At 64.5% G+C, this 21,542-nt stretch carries 17 protein-coding genes; 11 read left to right on the top strand and 6 right to left on the bottom strand.

All coding sequences use genetic code 11. From position 1 onward, the window contains the following. The first annotated feature begins 42 nt into the window (after positions 1–42). Positions 43–909, top strand: coding sequence for a fumarylacetoacetate hydrolase family protein (locus tag IEX24_RS12510; RefSeq protein WP_188678766.1), 867 nt, complete (start codon positions 43–45; stop codon positions 907–909). Between the two features lie 89 nt (positions 910–998). On the opposite strand, the gene IEX24_RS12505 is transcribed toward IEX24_RS12510, so the two are convergent. After that, a complete protein-coding gene (locus IEX24_RS12505; RefSeq protein WP_188678764.1) occupies positions 999–1,703 on the bottom strand; it encodes a FadR/GntR family transcriptional regulator in 705 nt (234 codons plus the stop codon). 73 nt (positions 1,704–1,776) lie between these two features. Beyond that, positions 1,777–2,937 (bottom strand): DUF3500 domain-containing protein, encoded by a 1,161-nt coding sequence (locus IEX24_RS12500; protein WP_203586000.1) that lies wholly within the window; start codon positions 2,935–2,937, stop codon positions 1,777–1,779. Positions 2,938–3,083: 146 nt separating this feature from the next. Here IEX24_RS12500 and IEX24_RS12495 point away from each other — a divergent pair, with 146 nt between their 5' ends. The 4 genes from IEX24_RS12495 to IEX24_RS12480 all read left to right on the top strand — a co-directional run bounded on the left by IEX24_RS12495 (position 3,084) and on the right by IEX24_RS12480 (position 9,834). After that, positions 3,084–4,316 (top strand): acyl-CoA dehydrogenase family protein, encoded by a 1,233-nt coding sequence (locus tag IEX24_RS12495; RefSeq protein WP_188678762.1) that lies wholly within the window; start codon positions 3,084–3,086, stop codon positions 4,314–4,316. A 66-nt stretch (positions 4,317–4,382) separates the two neighbouring features. Then, the gene (locus IEX24_RS12490; RefSeq protein ID WP_188678760.1) at positions 4,383–6,734 is read left to right on the top strand and encodes a CocE/NonD family hydrolase; all 2,352 of its coding nucleotides are present in this window, start codon (positions 4,383–4,385) and stop codon (positions 6,732–6,734) included. Beyond that, positions 6,731–8,065, top strand: a complete 1,335-nt coding sequence (locus tag IEX24_RS12485) for an acyl-CoA dehydrogenase family protein (protein ID WP_188678757.1) — start codon at positions 6,731–6,733, stop codon at positions 8,063–8,065. The genes IEX24_RS12490 and IEX24_RS12485 overlap by 4 nt, the downstream gene beginning before the upstream one ends. 8 nt (positions 8,066–8,073) lie before the next feature. Continuing rightward, entirely contained in the window at positions 8,074–9,834 is a 1,761-nt protein-coding gene (locus IEX24_RS12480) for a CocE/NonD family hydrolase (protein ID WP_188678755.1), read from the top strand. Between the two features lie 48 nt (positions 9,835–9,882). Here IEX24_RS12480 and IEX24_RS12475 read toward each other — a convergent pair whose 3' ends face one another. The 3 genes from IEX24_RS12475 to IEX24_RS12465 are packed head-to-tail and all read right to left on the bottom strand — an operon-like array spanning position 9,883 to position 12,509. Then, positions 9,883–11,262 carry an NtaA/DmoA family FMN-dependent monooxygenase gene (locus IEX24_RS12475; protein WP_188678747.1) on the bottom strand — a complete coding sequence of 460 codons (1,380 nt, stop codon included), beginning with the start codon at positions 11,260–11,262 and terminating at the stop codon, positions 9,883–9,885. A gap of 48 nt (positions 11,263–11,310) precedes the next feature. Beyond that, positions 11,311–11,868: a TetR/AcrR family transcriptional regulator gene (locus IEX24_RS12470; protein ID WP_188678740.1), complete on the bottom strand. Its 558-nt coding sequence runs from the start codon at positions 11,866–11,868 to the stop codon at positions 11,311–11,313. An 11-nt stretch (positions 11,869–11,879) separates the two neighbouring features. After that, the gene (locus tag IEX24_RS12465) at positions 11,880–12,509 is read right to left on the bottom strand and encodes a TetR/AcrR family transcriptional regulator (protein ID WP_188678738.1); all 630 of its coding nucleotides are present in this window, start codon (positions 12,507–12,509) and stop codon (positions 11,880–11,882) included. Between the two features lie 42 nt (positions 12,510–12,551). On the opposite strand from IEX24_RS12465, the gene IEX24_RS12460 reads away from it, so the two are divergent. Then, positions 12,552–13,667, top strand: coding sequence for a magnesium and cobalt transport protein CorA (locus IEX24_RS12460; protein ID WP_188678736.1), 1,116 nt, complete (start codon positions 12,552–12,554; stop codon positions 13,665–13,667). Between the two features lie 57 nt (positions 13,668–13,724). Here the strand turns inward: IEX24_RS12460 and IEX24_RS12455 are convergent, their stop codons facing one another. Then, positions 13,725–14,258: a TetR/AcrR family transcriptional regulator gene (locus IEX24_RS12455; RefSeq protein ID WP_188678734.1), complete on the bottom strand. Its 534-nt coding sequence runs from the start codon at positions 14,256–14,258 to the stop codon at positions 13,725–13,727. 140 nt (positions 14,259–14,398) lie between these two features. On the opposite strand from IEX24_RS12455, the gene IEX24_RS12450 reads away from it, so the two are divergent. The 5 genes from IEX24_RS12450 (at position 14,399) to IEX24_RS12430 (ending at position 21,523) form a co-directional block, all read left to right on the top strand. Next, on the top strand, positions 14,399–16,246 hold the full coding sequence (locus tag IEX24_RS12450; RefSeq protein WP_203585998.1) for a CocE/NonD family hydrolase: 1,848 nt from the start codon (positions 14,399–14,401) through the stop codon (positions 16,244–16,246). Positions 16,247–16,294: 48 nt separating this feature from the next. Next, the gene (locus IEX24_RS12445; RefSeq protein WP_188678731.1) at positions 16,295–17,230 is read left to right on the top strand and encodes a LysR family transcriptional regulator; all 936 of its coding nucleotides are present in this window, start codon (positions 16,295–16,297) and stop codon (positions 17,228–17,230) included. A 155-nt stretch (positions 17,231–17,385) separates the two neighbouring features. Further along, positions 17,386–17,631 carry a hypothetical protein gene (locus tag IEX24_RS12440; RefSeq protein ID WP_188678729.1) on the top strand — a complete coding sequence of 82 codons (246 nt, stop codon included), beginning with the start codon at positions 17,386–17,388 and terminating at the stop codon, positions 17,629–17,631. A 17-nt stretch (positions 17,632–17,648) separates the two neighbouring features. After that, positions 17,649–19,712, top strand: a complete 2,064-nt coding sequence (locus IEX24_RS12435; protein WP_188678727.1) for a hydantoinase/oxoprolinase family protein — start codon at positions 17,649–17,651, stop codon at positions 19,710–19,712. Then, a complete protein-coding gene (locus tag IEX24_RS12430) occupies positions 19,709–21,523 on the top strand; it encodes a hydantoinase B/oxoprolinase family protein (protein WP_188678726.1) in 1,815 nt (604 codons plus the stop codon). The genes IEX24_RS12435 and IEX24_RS12430 overlap by 4 nt, the downstream gene beginning before the upstream one ends. The last annotated feature ends 19 nt before the right edge of the window (positions 21,524–21,542 follow it).

Raw genomic sequence — 21,542 nt, 5'->3', positions numbered from 1 at the left:
TTTTTGTAACTGAGCGAAGGCTCACCGAATAATGGAGCAAGCATGCGAATCGTGGGCATCAGGCACAAAGACGAGTCTGTTCTCGTTGGATTCTTGAGCGATAACGGCGCCGAGGTGACCGTCAGCACCGATGTCGACACCTTCTGGGCGTCTCCCGCCGAGTATCTGGCTGCCGAACCGGCCGGCCCGACGCTGGCGGTTGCCGACGTCGAACTGGTGCCCCCGGTGGTGAAAAGCGCTCGCGTGGTGTGCGTCGGTCTGAATTACCAAGACCACGTAGCTGAAGGGTCTTTTCGAGACGAAGAGCTGCCCGAATTTCCGACGCTGTTCGCGCGCTGGGCGACCTCGCTCAGCACCGACGGCTCTGAGGTGCCCGTGCCCTCAGACGAAGACGGGCTCGATTGGGAGGGCGAAGTTGTGGCCTGGGTGGGTCAGACGCTCGTCGACGCCACCGCCGAAGAGGCGCTCGCGGCGGTCGTCGGTTACTCGACCTTCAACGACATCACCTCGCGCCGGGCGCAGAAGCGCACCTCGCAGTGGATCATGGGTAAGAACGGCGACCGCTCCGGCCCCCTCGGGCCGATGGTTCCGGCAGCCGAGGTGGGCGACCTTCGTGACGGCCTCAAGGTCGAGACGCGCGTGAACGGTGAAGTCGTGCAGCACGGCAGTACCGCGCAGATGATCTACGGGGTGGGGGAGACCCTCGCGCACATTTCGAGAACGTTCACTCTCAACCCCGGCGATCTGCTCGCCACCGGAACGCCTTCTGGCGTCGGCTACGCTCGCACACCTCCGTGGTTGCTGCACCCCGGTGACGTCGTCGAGGTCGAGGTTGAGCGACTCGGTACGGTGACGAACCGCATCGTCGACAACGCCAATCGCCACCTGGCGGCGGCCACGACGAGGTAGCGCCTGCGTTCGGCGAGCGTTGTTGCCAGCGCGAAGGCCGCTACCGGGCGTGCCGCTACTCGGCGAGCGCCGCTACTCGGTGAGCGCCGCTACTCGGTGAGCAGAAGCCCGGCGTGCTTGTCGATCGCGATCTTCACGCGATCGACATCACCCGAGATGATGGCGGCGACGAGCTCTTCGTGGGTATCGACGCGCACCTGCAGCCAATCTTCGGCCGACTCGGGCTCTTCATCGTCGTCGTGGGTGGCCGTGACCGCGTGCTCGCGCACGAACCGGGTCATCGAGAGGTAGAGCGCCGAACCGGTCTGGTTCGGCGAGATGAGCGCGATGCGATCGTGCAGATCCCAGTTGGCCAGCAAGAACTGTGTCATGCCCTGGCCCGCGGCGGCCTTCAGCTTGGCGAGCAGCTTCTTGATGTCGGCGATGTCGGCGGGCGTGCGGTGCTTGGCCGCATCCACATCGATGAGTACCTCGAGCGCCTCACGCACGGCCACCGCCTCGGCGACTGATGCCGGGGCATCGGTGACGGCCAGCAGCGTGTGACGAATGCGCACCATGGGCCCGGTCGCCGTGGCGAACAGACCGCCCCCGCGACCCGGGCGAATCTCGGCGAGACCGCGGTCGGTGAGCAGGCGAATCGCCTCGGCCACCGTCGATCGGGCGAAGCCTGAGCGCGCCTTCAGCGAGTCGATCGTGCCGATCAGGTCTCCGGGTTTGAACTCCCGATCGAGAATCTGCGTTTCGATCTCGCTGGCGAGCACGTGTGCGCGCGTCTGAGCCGCGAAGGAATTCATGCGGTCAGCCTACCAATCGCAACGGTTGAGCACGTTCGTGCCACAGCTTCGTTGCTGCGGCACGAGATTCTGGTCACCACGACCAGTCGTTCGCCTTCAGTTCGGTGCCTTCGCTCGACGTGGTGCGGCTCGACAGGTGAGTGCCGTGCTCAGCGATGTGCGCCTCGTGCTTCTGCAGCGAGTCGTACGCGAAGTCGTGTTCGAAGTCGCGGATGACCGAGTGAAGGTGGTTACCACTGTCGACCGCGTTGACCATCTCGATGAGAAGCGACCGCGTCTGCACCCGAAAGTAGTGCGGCACGCCACGAACGAAGCCGCCCGCCCAGGCGAAATGCGTTTCGGCGGGGCCGTCGGCGTCGAGAGCGGCACGATATTCGGCCGCGAGTGCGTCGGGAAAGCGGGCCAGATAGGTGTCGATGAGCCGAGTGAGCACGGCCTGCTGAGTCTCGTCGAGCTGGTCGCCGGCGATACCAGAAGGCTCGGCCTTCACGAGGGCGAGCGCCTTACGGTCTTCGGTGGTGATCTGGTACTGCGGCATGCCGAGGTCGTAGTGGTCGGGGTATTCGAGAGCGCCGATGTGCGGCACCTGCCGCGACACGAAGTCGGCGGGAGCCACGTCGTGAATGACGGCGACTTCACGCTGCTCGGCGGTGAGCAGGTCGAGCAACTCGAAACCGAGACCCTCGTCTTCGGCCATGGGGTTCAGTACGCCCGCGCCGATCATGGGCTGTTGGCCGAGCGCGCTCGGCGAGGTCGAGATCCAGCGCTGGTTCACGATGGTGATGTTGAGGCACACGTGGTGGCCGAGAAAGCGCAGCGACCAGGTGTCTTCGAAGCCCGGGCGGCCGAAGATGCTGAAGAAGTAGGAGTCAGAGGTGCGCCAGAGCGGAGCACCCACGCCCAAGAAGTCTGCCTCGCGGGCACGAAGCACGTGTTCGAGTTGCATGATGGCGAGAATCTTGGTGAAGACCTCGTGCGAAACCGCGAGCCGAACGAGCTCGAGCACGACGACTTTCTGGTGCCGGTCGAGGTTGTGCATCGAGACGCCGATGCGGTCGGGCTTGGGAATGATGTCCCAATCCAGGCGACGCGGGTCGTCGAACGCAAAGACAGCGGCGGCGCGCTGTTCGGCTGAGAAGGTGTCGATCAGGCCGATCACGCCGACGAGCAGCTTCTGAATGGTTTGCACGTCTTCGTGGGTCTGACCCACCGTTGATTGGGAATCTTGGGTCACGAGAAAACACTATAACCGTTTAGCGTGTTTATGGGCAAGAAGTGCTTCGTTTGTCTTGACTTTGGCCAGCACCGCTGCCCATAATCGAAAAACGTAACAACCATTCTGATGTTAACGGAAGCTGGTCCAATGGTGGGCAGAGATTCATGACTCGCGACGCGCGTTCTGCCGACGCCATCCAGCCCGACGCCGCCCAGATTGTCGACAGCATCGTCGCCCTTCAGCCGTGGTTGCGTGACCATCAAGCACTAGCCGAGCAAGAGCGCCGCATTCCGCACGAGAGCATCGAACGTCTCGACGCAGCCGGCGTCTTCAGTGTGACCAGGCCGAAGCGTTTCGGTGGAGCAGATTTCACCACCCGCGAGTTGCACGACATCTACCGAGCACTCGGTGCCGGTTGCGGGGCTACTGCCTGGGTGGTCTGGGCAACGGCCGGCGGCAATCTGTGGAGCTTTGCTTTCGATGACGACGTCGTAGCCCCGGTTTACGAGTCGCCGTGGGTCGGCAATCGAACCTTCGCGGTTGGGGGCACGAGCCGCCGCATGTCGGGCACGGCTCGCCCGGTCGACGGTGGCTGGATGGTGCAAGGTGCCTGGCCCTTCGCCACCGGCAGCGTGCACGCCTCGCACGGTTACCTCGCCGTGTTCTACGACGACACCGACGATTCGAAGGTGGCGATGGTTCTGATTGCGAAGACCTCCCTGATCGCCCGAAACGATTGGGATGCCTCGGGGCTGGCCGCCACCGGCAGTCAGACCATGGCGACCGACGGCGAACTCTTCGTTCCCGACGAGCGCTTCGGCTACCCGGCCGAGCTGGCCGCACGCATCGCCGAGGCCACTGAGCACGGTCGCGGCCCCCGCCGAGGCGGCCTGCCGAGGTCGATCGTATCGAGCACCGGGGTAGCACTCGGCATGGCCGATCAGGCCATCGAGGTATTTCTCGGCTCGATCGGCAAGCGCAGTGTGCCGTACTCGCCGTATTCGAAGCAGCTCGATTCGCCGGTCGCCCACCACATCGTGGGCGAGGCATTCATGCAGATTCGCTCTGCCGGGCGCCTGGCCGACGCTGCGGTGGCCGAACTCGATCGGCTCGATGCAGAAGGGCGCGACCCGAGCGAGCACGAGGTGCTGCAATTTCACACCGATGCGGCGTATGTCTGGAACGAGTGCGCTACGGCAGTCGAAAAGCTCTTTCGCGCATCCGGTGCCTCGGCGATCAGCAAGCGGATGCCGTTGCAGTTGATCGCGCGAAACGCAAGAGCCGGCAGCATGCACGCGGCGAACAACGTCGACACGTGGCTCGAGAACCTCGGCCGTGAACTCGTGGGCGTCGAGGCCGGCGAATCGTCGATGAGCGTGTTGGAACGCCGCTCGTAGCAAATAATCAACGTATGTTGATATGATTCCGTGGGGAACATAGTCAACGAGGACTCGGAGAAGAAAATGGCACTAACCGACACGATCGCCACCGATGAGGCGGCCGCCCTGCAGACCACTGAGGTTTTGACGGGCGTTTTCGCCGGACCCATTATCGGCCTGAAGTACGACACGCCCACGGAGTCGGGTCTCACGAACGAGCGCGGCGCGTACCGCTACCGAAAAGGCGAGGCCGTAACGTTCAGCATCGGCGGTCTCGTGCTCGGCTCGGTCACCGGCAGCGACCGCGCAAACCTGGCTCAGCTGGTCAACCGCGTCGACGGCAAGATCGACCGTCTGCACGACCCCATCGTCACCAACCTCGCGAGGTTCGTTCAGACGCTCGACGACGACGGCACTGTCGAGAACGGCATCACGCTGGCCCCCGTGCTTCACGAGGTCATCGGCAACGTAGTCATCAACTTCAACCAGGCCACCACCGACGCGGCCGACGTGCACGGGCCCGCCGACAAGATCGAGCCGGGCAGCACTCAGATGGTCACCTTCGCCGGTGACCAGACCGTGACATTCGCGAGTGACCCCACCGTGGTCGCTCTGCTGACAAAGCTCAACGAGACGCCCGGCGCGTTCACGGCGAACACCCCTCGGGTGTTGCGCAACGCGGCGGCCGCTCGAAATGAGTTGCGCCGCAACATCCGGGGCATCATCAAGCAGACCGACGTGCGCATTCCCCTGCGCGACGGTTCGTACATCTGTGCAGACGTTTTCAGGCCGGCCGATGAGGCCGAGCATCCGGTGATTCTGAACCAGGGCTTCTACGGCAAGAGCTTCGATCACGGCGACATCGGCAGCGAGGCCGAGGCCGAGGCCAAAGAAGAAATGGAAGACCGTTACTTCTCGGGCAACCCCGACGGGCTGCAGTACGAGAACCACGAGAGCGTCGACTCGGCCGTCTGGGTGCCCTACGGCTACGTGTGCATTCGAGTGGATGCCCGTGGTGTCGGTAACAGCCCGGGCCTGCAGGCCCCCTTCAGCGTGCAGCAGGCCCAAGACTATTACGACGCCATCGAGTGGGCGGCGGCAGAGCCCTGGTCGACCGGAGACATCGGCCTCTGGGGTATGTCGTATCTCGCCATCACCCAGCACACCGTGGCCGCGCTTCGCCCGCCGCACCTGAAGGCCATGGTCGCTCTGGGCACCGATGCCGACCTCTACAACGAGGCGTTCTACGGCGGCGGCCTCTTCGGCGAAGGGTTCTGGATGTGGTGGCGCGTTGCCATGGCCGGCCACAACTACCACGGGGAGCGGCACGAGACCGACTGGTTGGCCCAGGTTCTGGCGACGCCGTTCAACGACCCGGCCGCCTATGGCAACCAGGGCTCCATCTTCATGCTGCCTGAGCTCGAGAAGGCTACGGCGCCGGTGTGGATCGTCGGCCCGCAGACCGGTGTGGTGATTCACCACCTCGGCAGCTCCGAGACCTTCGTTCGCTCCACCGGTGCCTCGGCCAAGAAGTTCGACTTCATCGACGCCTGGTTTCCGCACAGCTACAAAGAGTCGACGATCGCCGAGCACAAGGCGTTCTTCGACCACTGGCTGCGCGGCGAAGAGAACGGCATCATGGATGGCTCGCCCGTTCGTGTTCAGGTCAGAACAGGCAACGGCGGCCACTACGTTTCAGAAGAAAACGAGTGGCCCATCGCTCGCACCACCTACCCGCGTTGGTACCTCGACGCGACGCCTTCTGACTGGAAGGGCGACGGGCTGCGCACCGACATCTTGAGCATCAGCGAGACGGTGCCGAGCGTCGAAGCGAGCGCGAGTTATGACGCCGCCCTCGACATCGGCTTTCCCATTCCCGCACCTACCGGCCGCGCCGGCGGCACGCCCCGCTGGTCGACGGGGGTGTCGTTCGTGAGCGAACCGATGCACGAAGACATGGTGCTGGCGGGCTACATGAAGGTGGGCCTCTGGGTGTCGTCGTCGAGCAGCGACCTCGATGTGTACGCATCGCTTCGAGTCATCGACGAGAACGACCGTGAGGTTCGGTATGAGTCGCTGGTTCCGCCTGTCGACCCCACGAACATCCACCCCGTCGGTCATGGCCTGCTGAAGGTGTCGCACCGGGCACTCGATGAGGCTCGGTCGAGCGAGTACTGGCCGGTGCACACGCACGCCGAGGCCGACTATGCGCCGCTCGAGGGCGACGAGATCGTGCCGATCGAAATCGGGCTCAACCCGAGCACGGCCGTGATTCGCAAGGGCTACCGTCTGCGCATCGACGTGCAGCCGTACTCGCCGGCGGGCATTCCCATTCGCACCTACGACGAGAGCTATCACGTCGGCGCGACCAACTCGGTTTACACCGGGCCCGAGCACCCCAGCTACGTGCAACTGCCCATCGTGCCGGCGCGATGAGCGCCCGCACCCACAACGCAGAAAAGACGACACAGGAGATGACGACGATGGATGCTACTGACGAGAAGGCTGCCCAGTTAGAAACGATTCTCGAAAAGGTTCGTGCCCTCGGCCCGACCTTGCGCAAGCGTGCCCCCGAGGCCGAACGCGACGGGCGGCACTCTGACGAGACCATCGCCGACATCGCAGCGACCGGCGCGTTCGACATCGGCAGCCCCGCTGAGTTCGGCGGCTACGAGCTCACCGTTCGGCAGCAGCTCGACGTGGTGACCGAGGTCGGCAAGTGGGACGGCTCGGCCGCCTGGACGGTGTGGGTGGGCGCTTCGACCAACTGGATGCCCGCTGGCATGGGTGCTCGCGTGGTCGAAGAGGTCTATGGCCCCGAGTGGGTAGGCCCGCGCGTGGCAGCGTCGAGCCACTTTCCGGCTTCGAAGGGCCGCGCCAAGCGCGTCGACGGCGGCTGGATCATCACCGGCGGCCCGTGGACCTTCGGCAGCGACTCGCTCTGGGCGCCCTACACCAACCTCGGCTGCATCGCCGATGAGGGCAACGGCCCCTACCTGCTCGCGGTGCAGGTTCCGCTCGACGAGCTCGAGTTTCTCGACGACTGGAAGGTCGCCGGCATGCGCGCAACCGGCAGCGTCTCGTCGAAGCTGAAGGGCGAAGAGCTCTTTGTGCCCGACTACCGCGTGGTCGACTTCAAAGAGATCGCGGCGCAGAGCCTCGACAACGGGCTCGCGGGTTCCGTCTGGAAGGCGCCGACTCTCGGGTGGGCGTTCAGCCTGATGGCCGGTATGTCGGTGGGCATCGCCGAAGGTGCGCTCGAGCGTTTTCTCGAGCGCTCGGCCGGCCGCCCGATTCGCGGCACCACTTACAAGAACCAGCTCGAGGCGCCGCTGACGCACCTCATGCTCACCGAGGTGCATTCGAAGATTCAGTCGGCACGGCTGATGGCTCGCGCGAACGCTGCCGAGACCGATCGCCTCGGCGCGCTTGCCGCCGCCGGCACCCCGGCCGACCCAGAGTACATGCAGCTGTTCAGCTCGCGCGTGCTCGCCGAGACCGCCTACGCCGCCAAGTGGTGCGCAGAGGCCATCGAACTGCTGCAGCGCAACTCGGGCTCCACCGCGATCATGGACTTCGAGCCCATTCAGCGTTCGTGGCGGGATGCCCGAATCATCACGCTGCACGGAGCCCTGAACCTCGAGGCGCTCTCTGAGAACTTCGGGCGACTCATTGCGGGCATCGCTCCGCACGCGTTCGCCGGAATCACTACCCTCGACCGTTTCGCACCCGCACCCGCCGCCGCCCCCGTGCAGAAAGCCTCGTAACCACCATCATGAGCATTCAAGAAAACGACCTGGCCAGCGACTACACCGAACTGGTGCCTTCGCTTCCCTACGACGAAAACACCGAGCCCGCCCTGTTCGAGAAGTTCGAGCCGGGCACCCGGGTTCTGCCGGCCGGCTTTCAGACCGACCCGAAGTTTCGGCCGATTCCGGTCGACATCGTCTTCGAGAAAGACGTCGCAGTGCCGTTGCGCGACGGCACTGTTATCTACACCGACATCTTTCGCCCGGCCGGCACCGACAAGGTGCCCGTGCTCGTGGCGTGGAGTCCGTATGGAAAGAGCGGCGGCACGCACCCGAAAAACTGGAACCTCTTCAACCTCTTGGGCGTGAACCAGAGCGGGCTCTCTGGCCTCTCGAAGTTCGAGGCGCCAGACCCGTCGTACTGGGTCGCCAATGGGTACGCCATCGCCAACCCAGACCCGCGGGGCATCCGACACTCTGAAGGCGACGCCACCATCTGGACGAAGCAAGAGGGCGAAGACTATTACGACCTCATCGAGTGGCTCGCCGCGCAGGAGTGGTCGAACGAAAAGGTGGGCCTCTCCGGCACCTCGTATCTCGCCATCTCGCAGTGGCTCGCCGCCGCAGAGCAGCCGCCGCACCTGGCCGCCATCTCGCCCACAGAGGGCATGAGCGACGTCTACCGCGACCTGATTTACCGCGGCGGCATGCCCGACTTCCCGTTTCCCGCGATTCTCGCCGTCAACTACGTCGGTGCGAACAAGCGTGACGATCTCGTGAACGACGGTCAGCACAATCCACTCTTCACCGAGGTGTGGAAGAAGCGGGCGTCAGAGCTCGAAAAGATCACCGTGCCGGCCTACGTCGTGGCCAGCTACACGAACTCGATTCACACGCCGGGAACGTTCCGCGGCTGGCGCACCATCAGTTCGAGCGACAAGTGGCTGCGCATCCACAACACCATGGAATGGCCCGACTTCTACAACGAGGCCAACACTCGCGGGCTGCGGCGGTTCTTCGATCACTACTTGAAGGGCATCGACAACGGCTGGCAGAACACCCCGCGGGTGCGCTACTCGGTGCTCGACCTCGAGGGCGGCGACCAGGTGAACGTGGCCGCCACCGCGTTTCCGCCCGACGACGTCGAGCAGGTGAAGTACTACCTCGACCCGCGCTCGAACGCCCTCACCACCGAGGCACCGACCGACCGCACCGCCACGAGCTACGACGCCGAGTCGCCCACCGACAACGCCACCTTCAGCGTCACGTTCGACGCCGAAACGGTGATCGTGGGCTACCCGAAGGCGAAGCTCTTCGTCGAGGCCGACGGCTCAGACGACATGGACGTGTTCGTGCTGCTGCAGAAGCTCGACGCCGAAGGCACTGTGCTCGAGCAGTTCAACGTGCCCAACCACGGGCCGGCCATGGAGGCGATCACCGCTCACGGTGCCTCGATTCTGAAGTACAAGGGCTCGAATGGCCGCCTGCGCGCGTCGCTGCGCAACCTCGACGAGACTCTCTCGACCGTCGATGTGCCTGTGCACACCTTCGACCGCGTCGAAAAGCTCGAACTCGGCGAGGTCGTCGAACTCGAAATCGACCTCTTCCCGGTAGGCCTGGCCTTTCACCCCGGCGAGACACTGCGCTTCACCATCAGCGGCTTCAACTCGCTGGGCGGCGTGATGCCGAACCTCGACACCGTGACGCCAGACAACCACGGCACGCACATCATCCACACCGGCGGTACGCGTCTCTCGTACCTGCAACTGCCGGTCAGGCGCGCTTAGCCCTCGCTGCGCCCAGCCCTCACCGTGTCTGGCTCTCACCGCGTCGGCTCATTTCGGGCCGACGCGGTGCTGTGCGCCCGGGTGGCTGTCGTCGAGAAATGGATGCCCGGCACCCTGAAACCTCTCACGAAGAGTCTTCGTCGTGTAGGGCAACGGCGCCCGCCCGCGGGTTCGTAGCTCGGGCAGCAGCAGGTCGAGAATCTCGTCGTACGTGCCCGGATTCGTGTACGTCTCCATGAGAAACCCGTCTACCCCGGTGGCCGCCGCATAGTCCTCCATATGATCGGCGACCTCTGCGGCCGTGCCGACCGCGATGATGCCTCGAACACCTCGGGTCTTGAGTTCGTTCAGCACCTCGCGCACGGTGTAGCCGTCGAATCGCTGCACGTTCGAGCGGCTGAGTTCGTCGTTGCCGGGCGGAATCGGCAGGTCGGGGTCAAGCTCGAGCAGGTTGATACCGGAGTAGTGCGAGAACTGCGCTGCGGCGATCTCTTCGGAGTGGAACGAGCAGAATTCGTCGTACTTCTGCCGGGCATCCTGCTCTGTGACGCCGATGATGACCGTGATGCCCACGATGATTCTGATGGCGTCGCCGTCGCGACCCTGCTCTGTAGCCAGGCGCCGAATGTCGGCGACAGCTTCTGCGTCTTTCTCGGGGCTCGTGGCCTGCAAAAACACGCACTCGGCGTGAGTGGCGGCGAAGCGGCGCCCACGCCCCGAACTGCCGGCCTGAAAGACGAAGGGCATGCGCTGGGGTGAGGGTTCGACCGAGAATACGCCCTTCGACCTGAAGTACGGCCCGGTGTAGTCGATCGCGTGCACCTGTGCGGGGTCGGCGTAGGTCGCTGTAGCGCGATCTTTGACGACGGCGTCGTGCTCCCAGCTGCCCTCGAAGAGTCGATAGCTGACCTCGAGGTAGTCGTCTGCCCTGTCGTAGCGGTCGTCATGGGCGACGAGTTCTCGGCCGAACAGGTCGGCCGCAGATTTGGCTGCGGCGCTGGTCACTACGTTCCAGCCGATGCGCCCCTTCGAGATGTGATCGAGCGTCGCGTACCGCCGGGCATTCGCGTACGGCTCTTCGAAGATGGTCGACGACGTCACTACCACCGGCAGGTGCTCGGTCACCGCGAAGATCGCCGGAATCACCGCGAACGGGTCGGCCACCGGAATGTGATTGGCCAGGCGAATGGAGTCATCGGGCATCACCCCGTCAACGGCAGGATTGCCGTAGCTGTCGGCGAAGAACAGAAAGTCGGCGTTCGCTTCGTCGAGGCGCTTGGCCAGCCGCATCCAATACTCGAGATCGAGGTAGTCGCTGCCGGTGTTCGCCGGCTGCCGCCAGGTGTCGCCGGTGATTCCGTTGGGGTTCATGTGCTCGAAGAAGCCGATGACAAAGGGCTGCGCGCCTGTGCGGGAGATTTCGTCCATTTCTGAACTTTATAGTTCACAAATGCGCTTGTCTAGCCTCGAGTGATCTCACGCGAGCAATGCGGCGACGGTCGTGTGATGCACGCGTGCCAACGTCGTGCGGTCTTCTCCGCTCAAGAGGGCGAGCTGCAGGCCCGTCCAGGCGGCAGCGACCGCCAACGACAGCGTCTTCGCGTCGTGAACACGGCGAGCAAGCATCGTCTCTTCGAGCAGTGCGGGCCAGCCCGCGCGGCTTTCGGCCAGAAAGGTCTCGTAGTGCACCGAATCTTCCACCGCGAGCCCGACCCGGGCGAAGTAGATGCGGTGCCATGACAGAAGTGCCGGGTCTGCCAGGTGAGCCCAGGCGGCATCGAGCCGATCGACCAGGTCTCCCTCGGCCTGCAGAAGGGCGGCCAGCTGATTGGTCAGGTCGTGGCGTTCGAGAATGTCGCTGATGGCCTCGTTCACCAACTCATCGAGCGAGCCGAAGTGGTAAAGCAGCATGCGCCTGTTCGAGTCGATGCCCTCGGCGACCGCGGTCAGCGTCAGGTCGAGCAGGCCGTGCCGCAGAATGTACTGCTCGGCCTTCTGCAGAAGGTTCGCTCTCGCGACGGGGCCGCTGGTCATTCGGTGCGAACCTACGGCGTGGCCGGGTCGGGCGCGAGAATGCGCTGAATGCCAGGCGCGACGAGGTGGATGATCGTTTCACGGTCTTCGTCGACGAGCAGTTGCACCTGAATGATGCGGCGGCCCACAATGACGCCGATGAGCATGGTCGACGCGAGCCCCGCGCGCAGGGCGATCTGCGGATCGGCTTCGAGTCGATCGCCGATGCCCTCGAGCAGCCGGGCGAGGATGAACTCGCGAAGCTGAGTGGCCGCCAGCTCGTTCGTGATGGCCGAGCGCAGAATTCCGAGAAGCGGGTCGGATTCTGCCGGCGGCCCCTCCCATAGCTCGAGGTAGGCGCGGGTCAGCCGTTCGCCGATGCCCTCTTCTGGCCCCTCGAACGCCACCGTGATGCGCGACATCGCCGCGGGCGAAATCGACATGATGGTGGCGAAGAGTTCTTCTTTCGAGCCGAAGAACTGCATGACGAGGGCCGCATCGACGTTCGCGTCGGCGGCGATCTTGCGAATGGTGGCCGCCGTGTAGCCGTCTTGCGCGAACCGTGCCTGGGCGGCGGTGAGTATGGCTTGCCGAGTCTCGCTCGTGCCCGGCCGTCGCCCGCGGCGCGGCTTGGTAACCGCGTCATTCGGGTTGGTAGGCATTGGTCAAGTCTACAATTGGGCCGAACCGAAGAAGGGGTCACCATGCCTGAGAGCGGGCGCGAGCAAGCAACACGGCGAAGGGGCGACCTGTTGCGCCGCAAGGGTACGGGCGGGGTGCCGCCTACGGCGGCCGAGGGCGGTCACCTGACGCGGTACGTGACCGACGGGCATCCGGAGCGTGCACCAGAGGGTGCGTCAGTGGCGGATTCGCTGCGATTCGCTCGCGGGCCTGAGCACCTGGCGCTGCTGCTCTACCCGGCGCCCACCAGTTCAGACATCAACGAGCTCGCTGCGGCGTGGCAGTTGCACCCGGTGCTGGTCGAAGACCTGCTGAGCGCGCATCAGCGCCCCAAGCTCGAACGCTACGGTGAGGTGCTCTTCGTGGTCGTTCGTTCGGCGCGGTACATCGACGAGGCCGAAGAGGTGGCGTTCGAAGAGTTTCACCTGCTCGTGCGGCCCAATTCGGTCGCAGTGCTCTGCCAAGACAAGCGCTGGATCGACGGAACCGACGGCACTGCCTTCGATGACGGCCCGGTCGACAAGCCCGACCGCCGAGAAAGCACGCTGCTCGCCGACGACCGTCTTCTGCGCCTCGGCCCCGAGGCCGTGGTCTATCGCCTGCTCGACGCCATCGTCGATGCGTACGCGCCGGTGATGCAGGGGCTGTCGGTCGACAAAGAGCAGATCGAACGCCAGGTCTTCAGCGGAGACAAGGCGGTCACCGAGCGCGTCTACCGGCTCAGCCAAGAGGTCATCGACCTGCAGCACGCCACGTCGCCGTTCACCGATGTGCTCGCCGCGCTTCGGGGTGGGTTCGGCAAATACGGGGTTCCGGATGAACTGCAGACCTACTTGCAAGACGTCTCCGACCACCTCACCCGAGTCAACTCCCAAGTCACTGAGCTGCGTGACGCCTTGGCGCAGATCTTGAACGTGAACGCCACGCTCGTGGCGCAGCGCCAGAACGAAGACATGAAGAAGATCTCGGGCTGGGCGGCCATTCTCTTCGCGCCCACCCTCATCGCCGCGGTCTACGGCATGAACTTCGACAACATGCCCGAACTGCATTGGGCACTTGGTTACCCCTTCGCGGTGGCGCTGATGGTGGTGTTCGCGGCAGTGCTGTTTCTCATCTTCAAGTGGCGCAAGTGGATGTGACGCTGCCCGGGTTCTTTCGGCAGAGGCGCGGGCGCGGGTGTGGGCGCGCGCTGCCGGTCAGAGGCGCCCGTTGAGGTAACGCTGCACCGTGGGGCCGATGAGCGCCACCACGTCGTGGTCGGCCATCGAGGCCAGAGGTTCGAGCATCCACAGGTAACGCAGCCAGCACAGGCCGATGATCTGAGACGAGACGAGACCGGCACGGGTGAGGCGGTCGGCCTGGGGAAGGCGTTCGGCCGTTGCGTGGATGAAACCCGTTGAGAGCGAATCGCGCAACTTCGCCCGGGTAACTTCGTCGACGTTCGCGCACAAGAAGATCGCTCGCAGAACGGGGGAGGTGTCGGGCGAAGACCACGCCTGCATCACGTTCTCAACGATGCGTTGCCCGCGCTCGGCGAGCGGGGCGCTTATTGCGGTCTGCGACGCCCGCATGTACTCGACCGGCACGGTCGTCGCGGCATCGAGCAGTGCCTCTTTCGACGCGAAGTAGTAGTGCACGAGAGCGGGGTCGACCTCGGCGTGACGGGCGATGGCTCGAATCGAGGTGCCGCTGACGCCGTTGGCCGCGAACTGTTCTCGTGCGGCCGCCACTATGCGTGCCGAGATGATTCAGCGGTCGTCTCGGGGGCCGCGAACCGACTCGGCGTCTGCGCTTGCTTTTTGCATAGTCTCATCATACGATGAAATTAATTTCATCGAGTGGTGAAACTAGGCGAAAGGAATCAGAGAGCATGAAGATCGAGGCATCGGGAATCGAACAGGGCCAACGACAGCTGAATGGCCCGCAGACAACGGGTCGTGAATACCGCAATCTCTCAGAGGTGCGGTATGCGATGCATCGCGAGAACAATGTTTCGGTGCCCATGCGCGACGGCACGATTCTCTTGGTCGACGTGCTGCGGCCCACCACTGCCGGCGCATTCCCCGCACTGCTGGCCGCGGCTCCCTACCCGCGCCAGATGCAAGACATCGGCGCGCCTGCTGGCGTGATCGAAGCCGGCATGAGCGACTTCTGGGTTCCACGCGGTTACGTTCACGTCATCGCGAACCTCAGGGGAACGGGCGGTTCGGGCGGCACCTGGGGTTTCTTCGATCGCAACGAACGCGAAGACCTCTACGACCTGGTCGAATGGATGGCCGAACAGCACTGGTCTGACGGCAACGTGGGCATGATCGGCATCAGTTACTACGCCATGACCCAGCTCGAGGCTGCGACTCAGCGCCCACCGCACTTGAAGGCCATCTTTCCCTTCGACGTCACTGTGCAGGCCTGGGAGGCAGCGAACCACAATGGCCTATTCAGTTCGGCCTTCATCACGCCGTGGATCAGCGCCCTCGGGGTGCTGTCTGGCATTCGCGATCGCAGGTATCGGCGGGGTGTCTCGCGGGTCGCCCGGCGCGTATTGGCAGTGCCGAGCATCCATCGCCGATTCGCCCGCACCAGCGGCGGCAATGCGCTCACGGGTCTTCGCCTGATCAGCCGCTTTCGTCGTGCTCGCGAGCCGTGGAATTCTCTTTGGCTGAACATTGCGGTCGAGCATCCGACCCGCGATGCGTGGTGGAATGACCGCGACCTCACGTCGTTGCTCGCCGAGGTGGAGATACCCACCTACATCGGCTCGGAGTGGTCGAACGTGCCGCTTCATCTCGCCGGTGCCTTCGCGGCCTGGCAGGGGCTGGCGCACAACCCGAACGTGCGCATGAGCATTCTCGGCGAGGGTGGCCTGCCCTGGCCGTGGGAGAGCATGCACATCGAAGCGCTGGCCTGGTTCGACCACTGGCTCAAGGGCCGCGACACGGGAACACTTGCCGGGCCGGCGATTCGGTACTGGATGCCCGGGGCCGAAGAATGGCGCACGAGCGACGTCTGGCCGCCCGCCGCCGACGTGCTCGAGTTCGGGCTCGGTGCCGACGGTGTTCTCGCGCAGCAGCCGGCCGAAGGCGCTGCCTCGCGGCCATACGGCAACCCCATGGCGACGCCCGTCACCGCGCTTGCCGCGCAGCCAGCTGAGAGCAGCCGCAGTTACCTCTGCCTCGCTCCCGCCACCTCTACCTCACAAGACGCCGGCGCAGCCGAGCTACCCGATGCTGTGAGCTACATGACCGAAGCCCTGCCTGAAGCGCTCGACGTGGTGGGTCACCTCGAGCTCGAGTTGCACGCCAGCGCAACCGCTGCAGACACGGCCTGGGTCGTGCAGGTGCACGACGTCGCCCCCGATGGTTCCGCAACCGCGGTGACCCAGGGCTGGTTGCGCGCCAGCATGCGCGAAGTCGACGAACAGCTCAGCAGCCCTGGGCTCCCTGTGCTTCCAATGCGCACTGCCGTGGCGGTGCCGGTGGGTGAGAAGGTCGCATACCGAGTTCCGATCGTGGCGACGGCCCGGCGATTCGAGACGGGCCACCGAATCAGGCTGACACTCTCGAGCGACGACACTCATCGCGAGGTGATGCAGAACTTCACACATACGCCCGTGGGCACCAGCAGCGTCAACACCATTTTTGAATCGTCACGCCTGCTCATTCCGCGCCTACTCGAGGCTGATACGGTTTCGCGCGCGCAAGAACGGCCTGCGCGCTGAGGCACACGTGCGCTCGCCCACCCCCGCCGCACGCGCTAACCTGCTGGCATGCCCATCGACGAGCCCGGCCAGAACGACCTCGCGGCGCGACTCACGAACGTCGACCTCAATCTGATTCCGCCGCTGATGGCGCTGCTGCAAGAGCAGAGCGTCACCCTCGCCGCCGAACGCATCGGGCTTTCGCAGCCCGCCATGAGTCACACGCTCGCCCGACTGAGGGCGCTGCTCGGCGACGATCTGCTGGTGCGCTCCGGATCGAAGTACATGCTCACGCCCCGCGCCCGCGAACTGCTGACGAGCGTACCGGGGGTGCTGCGCTCGGTGTCAGAGCGCGTTCTGCACGTGCCGGCGTTCGACCCCGCTCGGGATGCGCGGCAGTTCATTCTCTCCATGACCACCTCGACGGCGTTTCTGGTGGCACCACTGCTTCTGCGCATCACTGAAACGGTGGCGCCCGGCGCCAGCTTCGAGATTCGCGACAGCACGGAGCCCGGCACCGACATCTTTGAGAAGCCAGAGCTCGACGTCGCGCTGGTGGCCGACACGGTGGCGACGACGTACGCACGTTCGACGCTCTACCGCGATCGATGGGTGGGCGTGATCGACACCGCGAACGAGCAGGTTGACGGCGATTTGACGCTCGAGCACTTGGCTGCGCTTCCGCACGTCGCCTACCAATCAGCGACATTTCGCTTGAATCCGTACATCGCCCTGGCAGCGGCCGGTGTCACGCCGACCTTCGAGCTGATCAGCTCGAACTTTCTTTTGATTCCCATGCTCGTGGCCGACTCGAACCGCATCGCCATCGCGCAAGAACGCCTCGCCCGCCGCCTCGCTGACCGGTTTTCGCTGCGCATTCTCGACCTGCCGCTCGTGGTGCCGCCGCTGGGCATCGACGTGTTGTTCAACCCGCGATTGGCCGGCGACTCCGCCACACTGTGGCTCGTCGAGGCGATACGAGCCGAACTCCGAGCCACTCCGTGAGTATTCACGGTGTGCATGTGAGGCATATCTAGCATCTATTGGATTTATCGCTCCGCACCCAGTGAGATAAGAGCAACACAGTCGTTGCGCTCACGAAGGAGAACCCGGTGCGAGAACCTCAAGCCGCTCTAGCTGCTTTGCGAGAAGGTTCGCCGATGTTCATCGGTGAGTTGGCGGCCTCGCTGAACGTGAGCGTCTCAGAGGTCGAGGTGCTGCTGGCGGCAACGGATGCTGGCGCGGTGCTGGTGACCGAGCATCCGTCACCCGACAGGCACATCGTGGCCGACCTGCGCATCGTCGTCGATGTTCGGGCCGATGGCGTGGCGGCCGCACAAGCCAGCTCTGACCGGCTGTGGAACGAATGGCTTCGCACGGTGCTGCAACAGCATCGCTGCGCTTGACGAGAGGAAACACCTTCATGACCGTACGTGTAGCAGTCGATATCGGCGGCACCTTCACCGATGTGGTGGGCTTTGACGAAGAACACGGCTCGATCGTCATTGGCAAGACCCTGAGCACGCCGAACGACCTCATCGAGGGCATCTTCACCGGGCTCGAGGCGGCTGACGTTGACCCCGCCGCAACGACTGCGCTGGTGCACGGCAGCACCGTGGTCATCAACTCGCTGATCGAACGTAAGGGTGCGAGGGCCGCGATCATCACCACCGAAGGTTTTCGCGATGTGTACGAGATCGGTCGCGTGAACCGGCCCGATGCGTTCAACCTCGGTTTCACCAAGCATCGCGCGCTGGTTCCGCGAGATGATGTGTTCGAGATCGCCGAGCGCGTGCGTGCCGATGGCCGGGTGCAGACTCCGCTCGACCAGGTAGCAGCGCGGCGGCTGGCCCGCACGCTGGCCGAGCGAGGCATCGAGGCGGCGGGCGTGGTGCTGCTGCATTCGTACCGAAACCCTGAGCACGAAGTGCTGCTGGGCGCGATTCTGCGCGAAGAGAACCCCGGTATGTACGTGTCGCTCTCGCACGAACTGACCCGCGAATACCGCGAGTTCGAGCGCACCTCGACCACGGCGGCGAACGCTTTTGTGGGGCCGAAGGTGAGCGTCTACCTCAGCCGACTCGAGAGCGAACTCGCAGCAACCGGAAGCCCGGCCGAGGTTTCGATCATGCAGTCGAACGGCGGCCTGTCTGATCTGGCGCAGATTCGCCAGCAGTCGGTTCAGATGATGGAGTCGGGGCCTGCCGGCGGCGTGGTCGGAACCATCGAGCTCTGCAAGCAGATGGGCTACGACGACGCCATCGCGTTCGACATGGGTGGCACCACGGCGAAGGCGGCGGTCATCCGTTCGCAGACCTTTCCGCAAGCGGCCGAATACTTCGTGGGTGGGTATCGCACGGGGCTACCGATTCGCATTCCCTGCCTCGACATCGTCGAGGTGGGCACGGGCGGCGGAAGCGTTGCGTGGGTCGATTCGGCCGACGGCCTGCACGTGGGCCCGATCAGCGCGGGCGCAGACCCGGGGCCCGCGTGTTACGGCAGAGGCGGCGTTGAGGCGACGGTGACCGACGCGGCGGTTGTGCTGGGGTTGCTCGACTCCGGCCGCGCGCTCTCTGGTGAGCTGCAACTCGATTCGGCCGCGGCGCACAGCGTGGTCAGCACGGTGGCCGACCGTATTGGTGTCGATACGGTTCGCACAGCGAGCGGCATTCTCGCCATTGCCGCGGCGACCATGGCCAATGCGGTTCGGGCGGTGACCACCGAGCGCGGTCTCGACCCGCGCGATTTCTCGCTCTTCGCCTACGGCGGCAACGGCCCGCTGCACATTTCGCTGGTCGCTCGTGAGCTCGGGGTGAGCCGAGTGGTGATTCCGCCGGTGCCGGCCGTGTTCTCTGCCCTCGGCATGCTGATGGCCGATGTTCGGCACGACCTGGTGCTCACCGAGATCACTTCGCTCAACCGCACCACGAGCGAAGCGCTTGACTCCCGATTCGTATCGCTCGAGGCCGACGGCCGCGGCAAGCTCGCTTCGAGTGGGGTCGACGACGAACAGATGTCGTTCATCCGCTACGCCGACATGCGTTACGTGGGGCAGGAGCATTCGCTCACCGTCGAGGTGCCCGACCTCTTCGGTGCCTACGGCATCGGCGACCTCAAAAGCGTGTTCGACTTAGCCCACCTCGACCGGTTCGGCCACTCGGCGCCCGACGAGAACGCTGAGATCGTGACCTTGCGGCTCTCTGCGGTCGGCAACGTAGCGAGGCCGTCGTGGGCCGAGATAGCGCAGGCCGGCGATGATGATCTGGTGCCTGCGCCGACGGGTGAGCGGATGGTCGTGCTCGACCCCGACGAAGGCCCGGTGCCCTGCGTGGTGTACCACCGCGCGGCACTCTTGGCGGGCCAAACGGTCACCGGCCCCGCGGCCATCGAAGAAGGAACCACCACCACGTTGCTGCGCACCGACGACCGCGTGGTCGTCGACACGCTCGGCAACCTCATCATGCAGATCGGAGGCTCAGCAGCATGAGCACCCCCACGGTCACCGACTCGGTTCCCACAGACTCGGCTCCTCGGGTCGACGCCATCACCGCAGAGATCATTCGCGGCAATCTCATCGCCATCACCGATGAGATGAAAACGAACCTGATGCGCACGGCATACAACCAACTGATCTACGAAGCTCAAGACTTTACGGTCGGGCTGTTCGACGCCAACGGCGACACCATCTCGATCGGCCTCGGCCTGCCGATGTTCGTCGGCGGTCTCTCGCAGGCCATCAAGGCGAAGCTCGCGTTCTACGGCCGCGATGGCATCGACGAGGGCGACATTCTGCTCACGAACGACCCCTACATCATGGGCAGTCACCTCAACCACATGATTCTCACCGTGCCGATCTTTCACGACGGCGAACTGGTGGCCTTCGCCTCATCGATGGCGCACTGGCTCGACGTGGGCGGTGTTCTGGGTGGCACGACCCATGACATCTTCGCCGAAGGGCTGCAGATGCCCATGGTGAAGCTGTTCAAGAAGGGTAAGCAAGACGACGAGCTGACGCGCATCATCGAGACGAATGTGCGCTTCAGCGATGCCGCCCTCGGCGACCTTCGCGCGCAAGTCGCCGCCATCCGCACCGGCGAGACCCGCCTGCTCGCCCTGCTCGATCGCTACGGAAACGAGACCATCGCGCAGAGCATCGTGAACATCTTCGACCGCAGCGAGAAGTTGGCGCGCGAGGCTGTGGCGAATATGCCCGATGGGGAATACTTCGGTGCAGCGTCGATGGACGATGACGGAGTGCGCCTCGGCGTGCCTGTTCCCATCAAAGTTCGGGTCGTGATCGCCGGCGATCAGATGACCATCGACCTCAGCGAAGTGAGCCCACAGGTGGCAGGGTATTTCAACTCGGGAGCCACGGCCGGCCGATCAGCTGCCCAAGTCGCGTTCAAGTGCCTCACGTCGCCGAACGAGTACCCCATCAACTACGGTTCGTTTCGGCCCGTCGATGTCATCTTGCCGCCTGGAACGGTGGTCAGCGCCACGAAACCGGCCGCCATGCGGTGGTGGATGACCTACCCCATGACCATCGTCGACTGCGTCTTTCGCGCGGTAGCCGATGCCCTCGCCGAAGGCTCCATCGCGGGCCACCACGCCGACCTCGCCATCAGCAACCTCTATGGCACAGACCCGTCGACCGGAACCTTCTACCTGCTCTACAACGGGCTGCAGGGCGGTGGATGGGGCGCGACCAGAGACAAAGACGGTGAGAGCGCCACTATCTGTATCAACGACGGAGACACGCACAATGGCCCGGTCGAGGCTCAAGAAGCGAAGAACGCGCTCGTGTACGCCCTCGAATACGGTCTGCGTCAAGACTCGGGCGGCGCGGGTCGCACCCGCGGCGGGCTCGGCACCCGCCAACGGTGGGTCACCGAGAACGCGGTCACGTTCGACAGCTTTGTGGAGCGCACAACGACGGCGCCCTGGGGTATCGACGGTGGGGGAGATGGCTTGGCGAACCGGGTGACCGTGAAACGGGCATCCGAATCGGCCGTCACGCACTTCGCCAATGGAAAGGTCGACGGCATGCAGCTCGAGCCCGGCGACATCGTCATCGTCGAAACCGGCGGGGGCGGCGGGTACGGCGACGCTGCCGGGCGCGACCCGCAGAAAGTCGCGCTCGACGTGCAGCGCGGGTATGTGTCGGTCGACGCCGCCCTGCGACTGTACGGCGTCGCCGTCTCGCTCGATAGCCAGGGCAAAGCCCATCTCGCCGATGACGCGAACGAAACGTCAGCGGCAGCACTCGAAACGCACTCGAACACACCCGTGTTCGAATAAGACTGAAACCAAACACAGA

This window comes from Subtercola lobariae, assembly GCF_014640255.1.
Lineage (GTDB): Bacteria > Actinomycetota > Actinomycetes > Actinomycetales > Microbacteriaceae > Subtercola > Subtercola lobariae.
Note: the sequence above shows the minus strand (reverse complement) of the source record. Positions and strands in the feature narration are given on the sequence as shown.

Coding starts and splice junctions, on each gene's coding strand:
- IEX24_RS12510 (WP_188678766.1), top strand. CDS start 43: ATGCGAATCGTGGGCATCAGGCACAAAGACGAGTCTGTTCTCGTTGGA.
- IEX24_RS12505 (WP_188678764.1), bottom strand. CDS start 1,703: ATGAATTCCTTCGCGGCTCAGACGCGCGCACACGTGCTCGCCAGCGAG.
- IEX24_RS12495 (WP_188678762.1), top strand. CDS start 3,084: ATGACTCGCGACGCGCGTTCTGCCGACGCCATCCAGCCCGACGCCGCC.
- IEX24_RS12490 (WP_188678760.1), top strand. CDS start 4,383: ATGGCACTAACCGACACGATCGCCACCGATGAGGCGGCCGCCCTGCAG.
- IEX24_RS12485 (WP_188678757.1), top strand. CDS start 6,731: ATGAGCGCCCGCACCCACAACGCAGAAAAGACGACACAGGAGATGACG.
- IEX24_RS12480 (WP_188678755.1), top strand. CDS start 8,074: ATGAGCATTCAAGAAAACGACCTGGCCAGCGACTACACCGAACTGGTG.
- IEX24_RS12475 (WP_188678747.1), bottom strand. CDS start 11,262: ATGGACGAAATCTCCCGCACAGGCGCGCAGCCCTTTGTCATCGGCTTC.
- IEX24_RS12470 (WP_188678740.1), bottom strand. CDS start 11,868: ATGACCAGCGGCCCCGTCGCGAGAGCGAACCTTCTGCAGAAGGCCGAG.
- IEX24_RS12465 (WP_188678738.1), bottom strand. CDS start 12,509: ATGCCTACCAACCCGAATGACGCGGTTACCAAGCCGCGCCGCGGGCGA.
- IEX24_RS12460 (WP_188678736.1), top strand. CDS start 12,552: ATGCCTGAGAGCGGGCGCGAGCAAGCAACACGGCGAAGGGGCGACCTG.
- IEX24_RS12450 (WP_203585998.1), top strand. CDS start 14,399: ATGAAGATCGAGGCATCGGGAATCGAACAGGGCCAACGACAGCTGAAT.
- IEX24_RS12445 (WP_188678731.1), top strand. CDS start 16,295: ATGCCCATCGACGAGCCCGGCCAGAACGACCTCGCGGCGCGACTCACG.
- IEX24_RS12440 (WP_188678729.1), top strand. CDS start 17,386: ATGTTCATCGGTGAGTTGGCGGCCTCGCTGAACGTGAGCGTCTCAGAG.
- IEX24_RS12435 (WP_188678727.1), top strand. CDS start 17,649: ATGACCGTACGTGTAGCAGTCGATATCGGCGGCACCTTCACCGATGTG.
- IEX24_RS12430 (WP_188678726.1), top strand. CDS start 19,709: ATGAGCACCCCCACGGTCACCGACTCGGTTCCCACAGACTCGGCTCCT.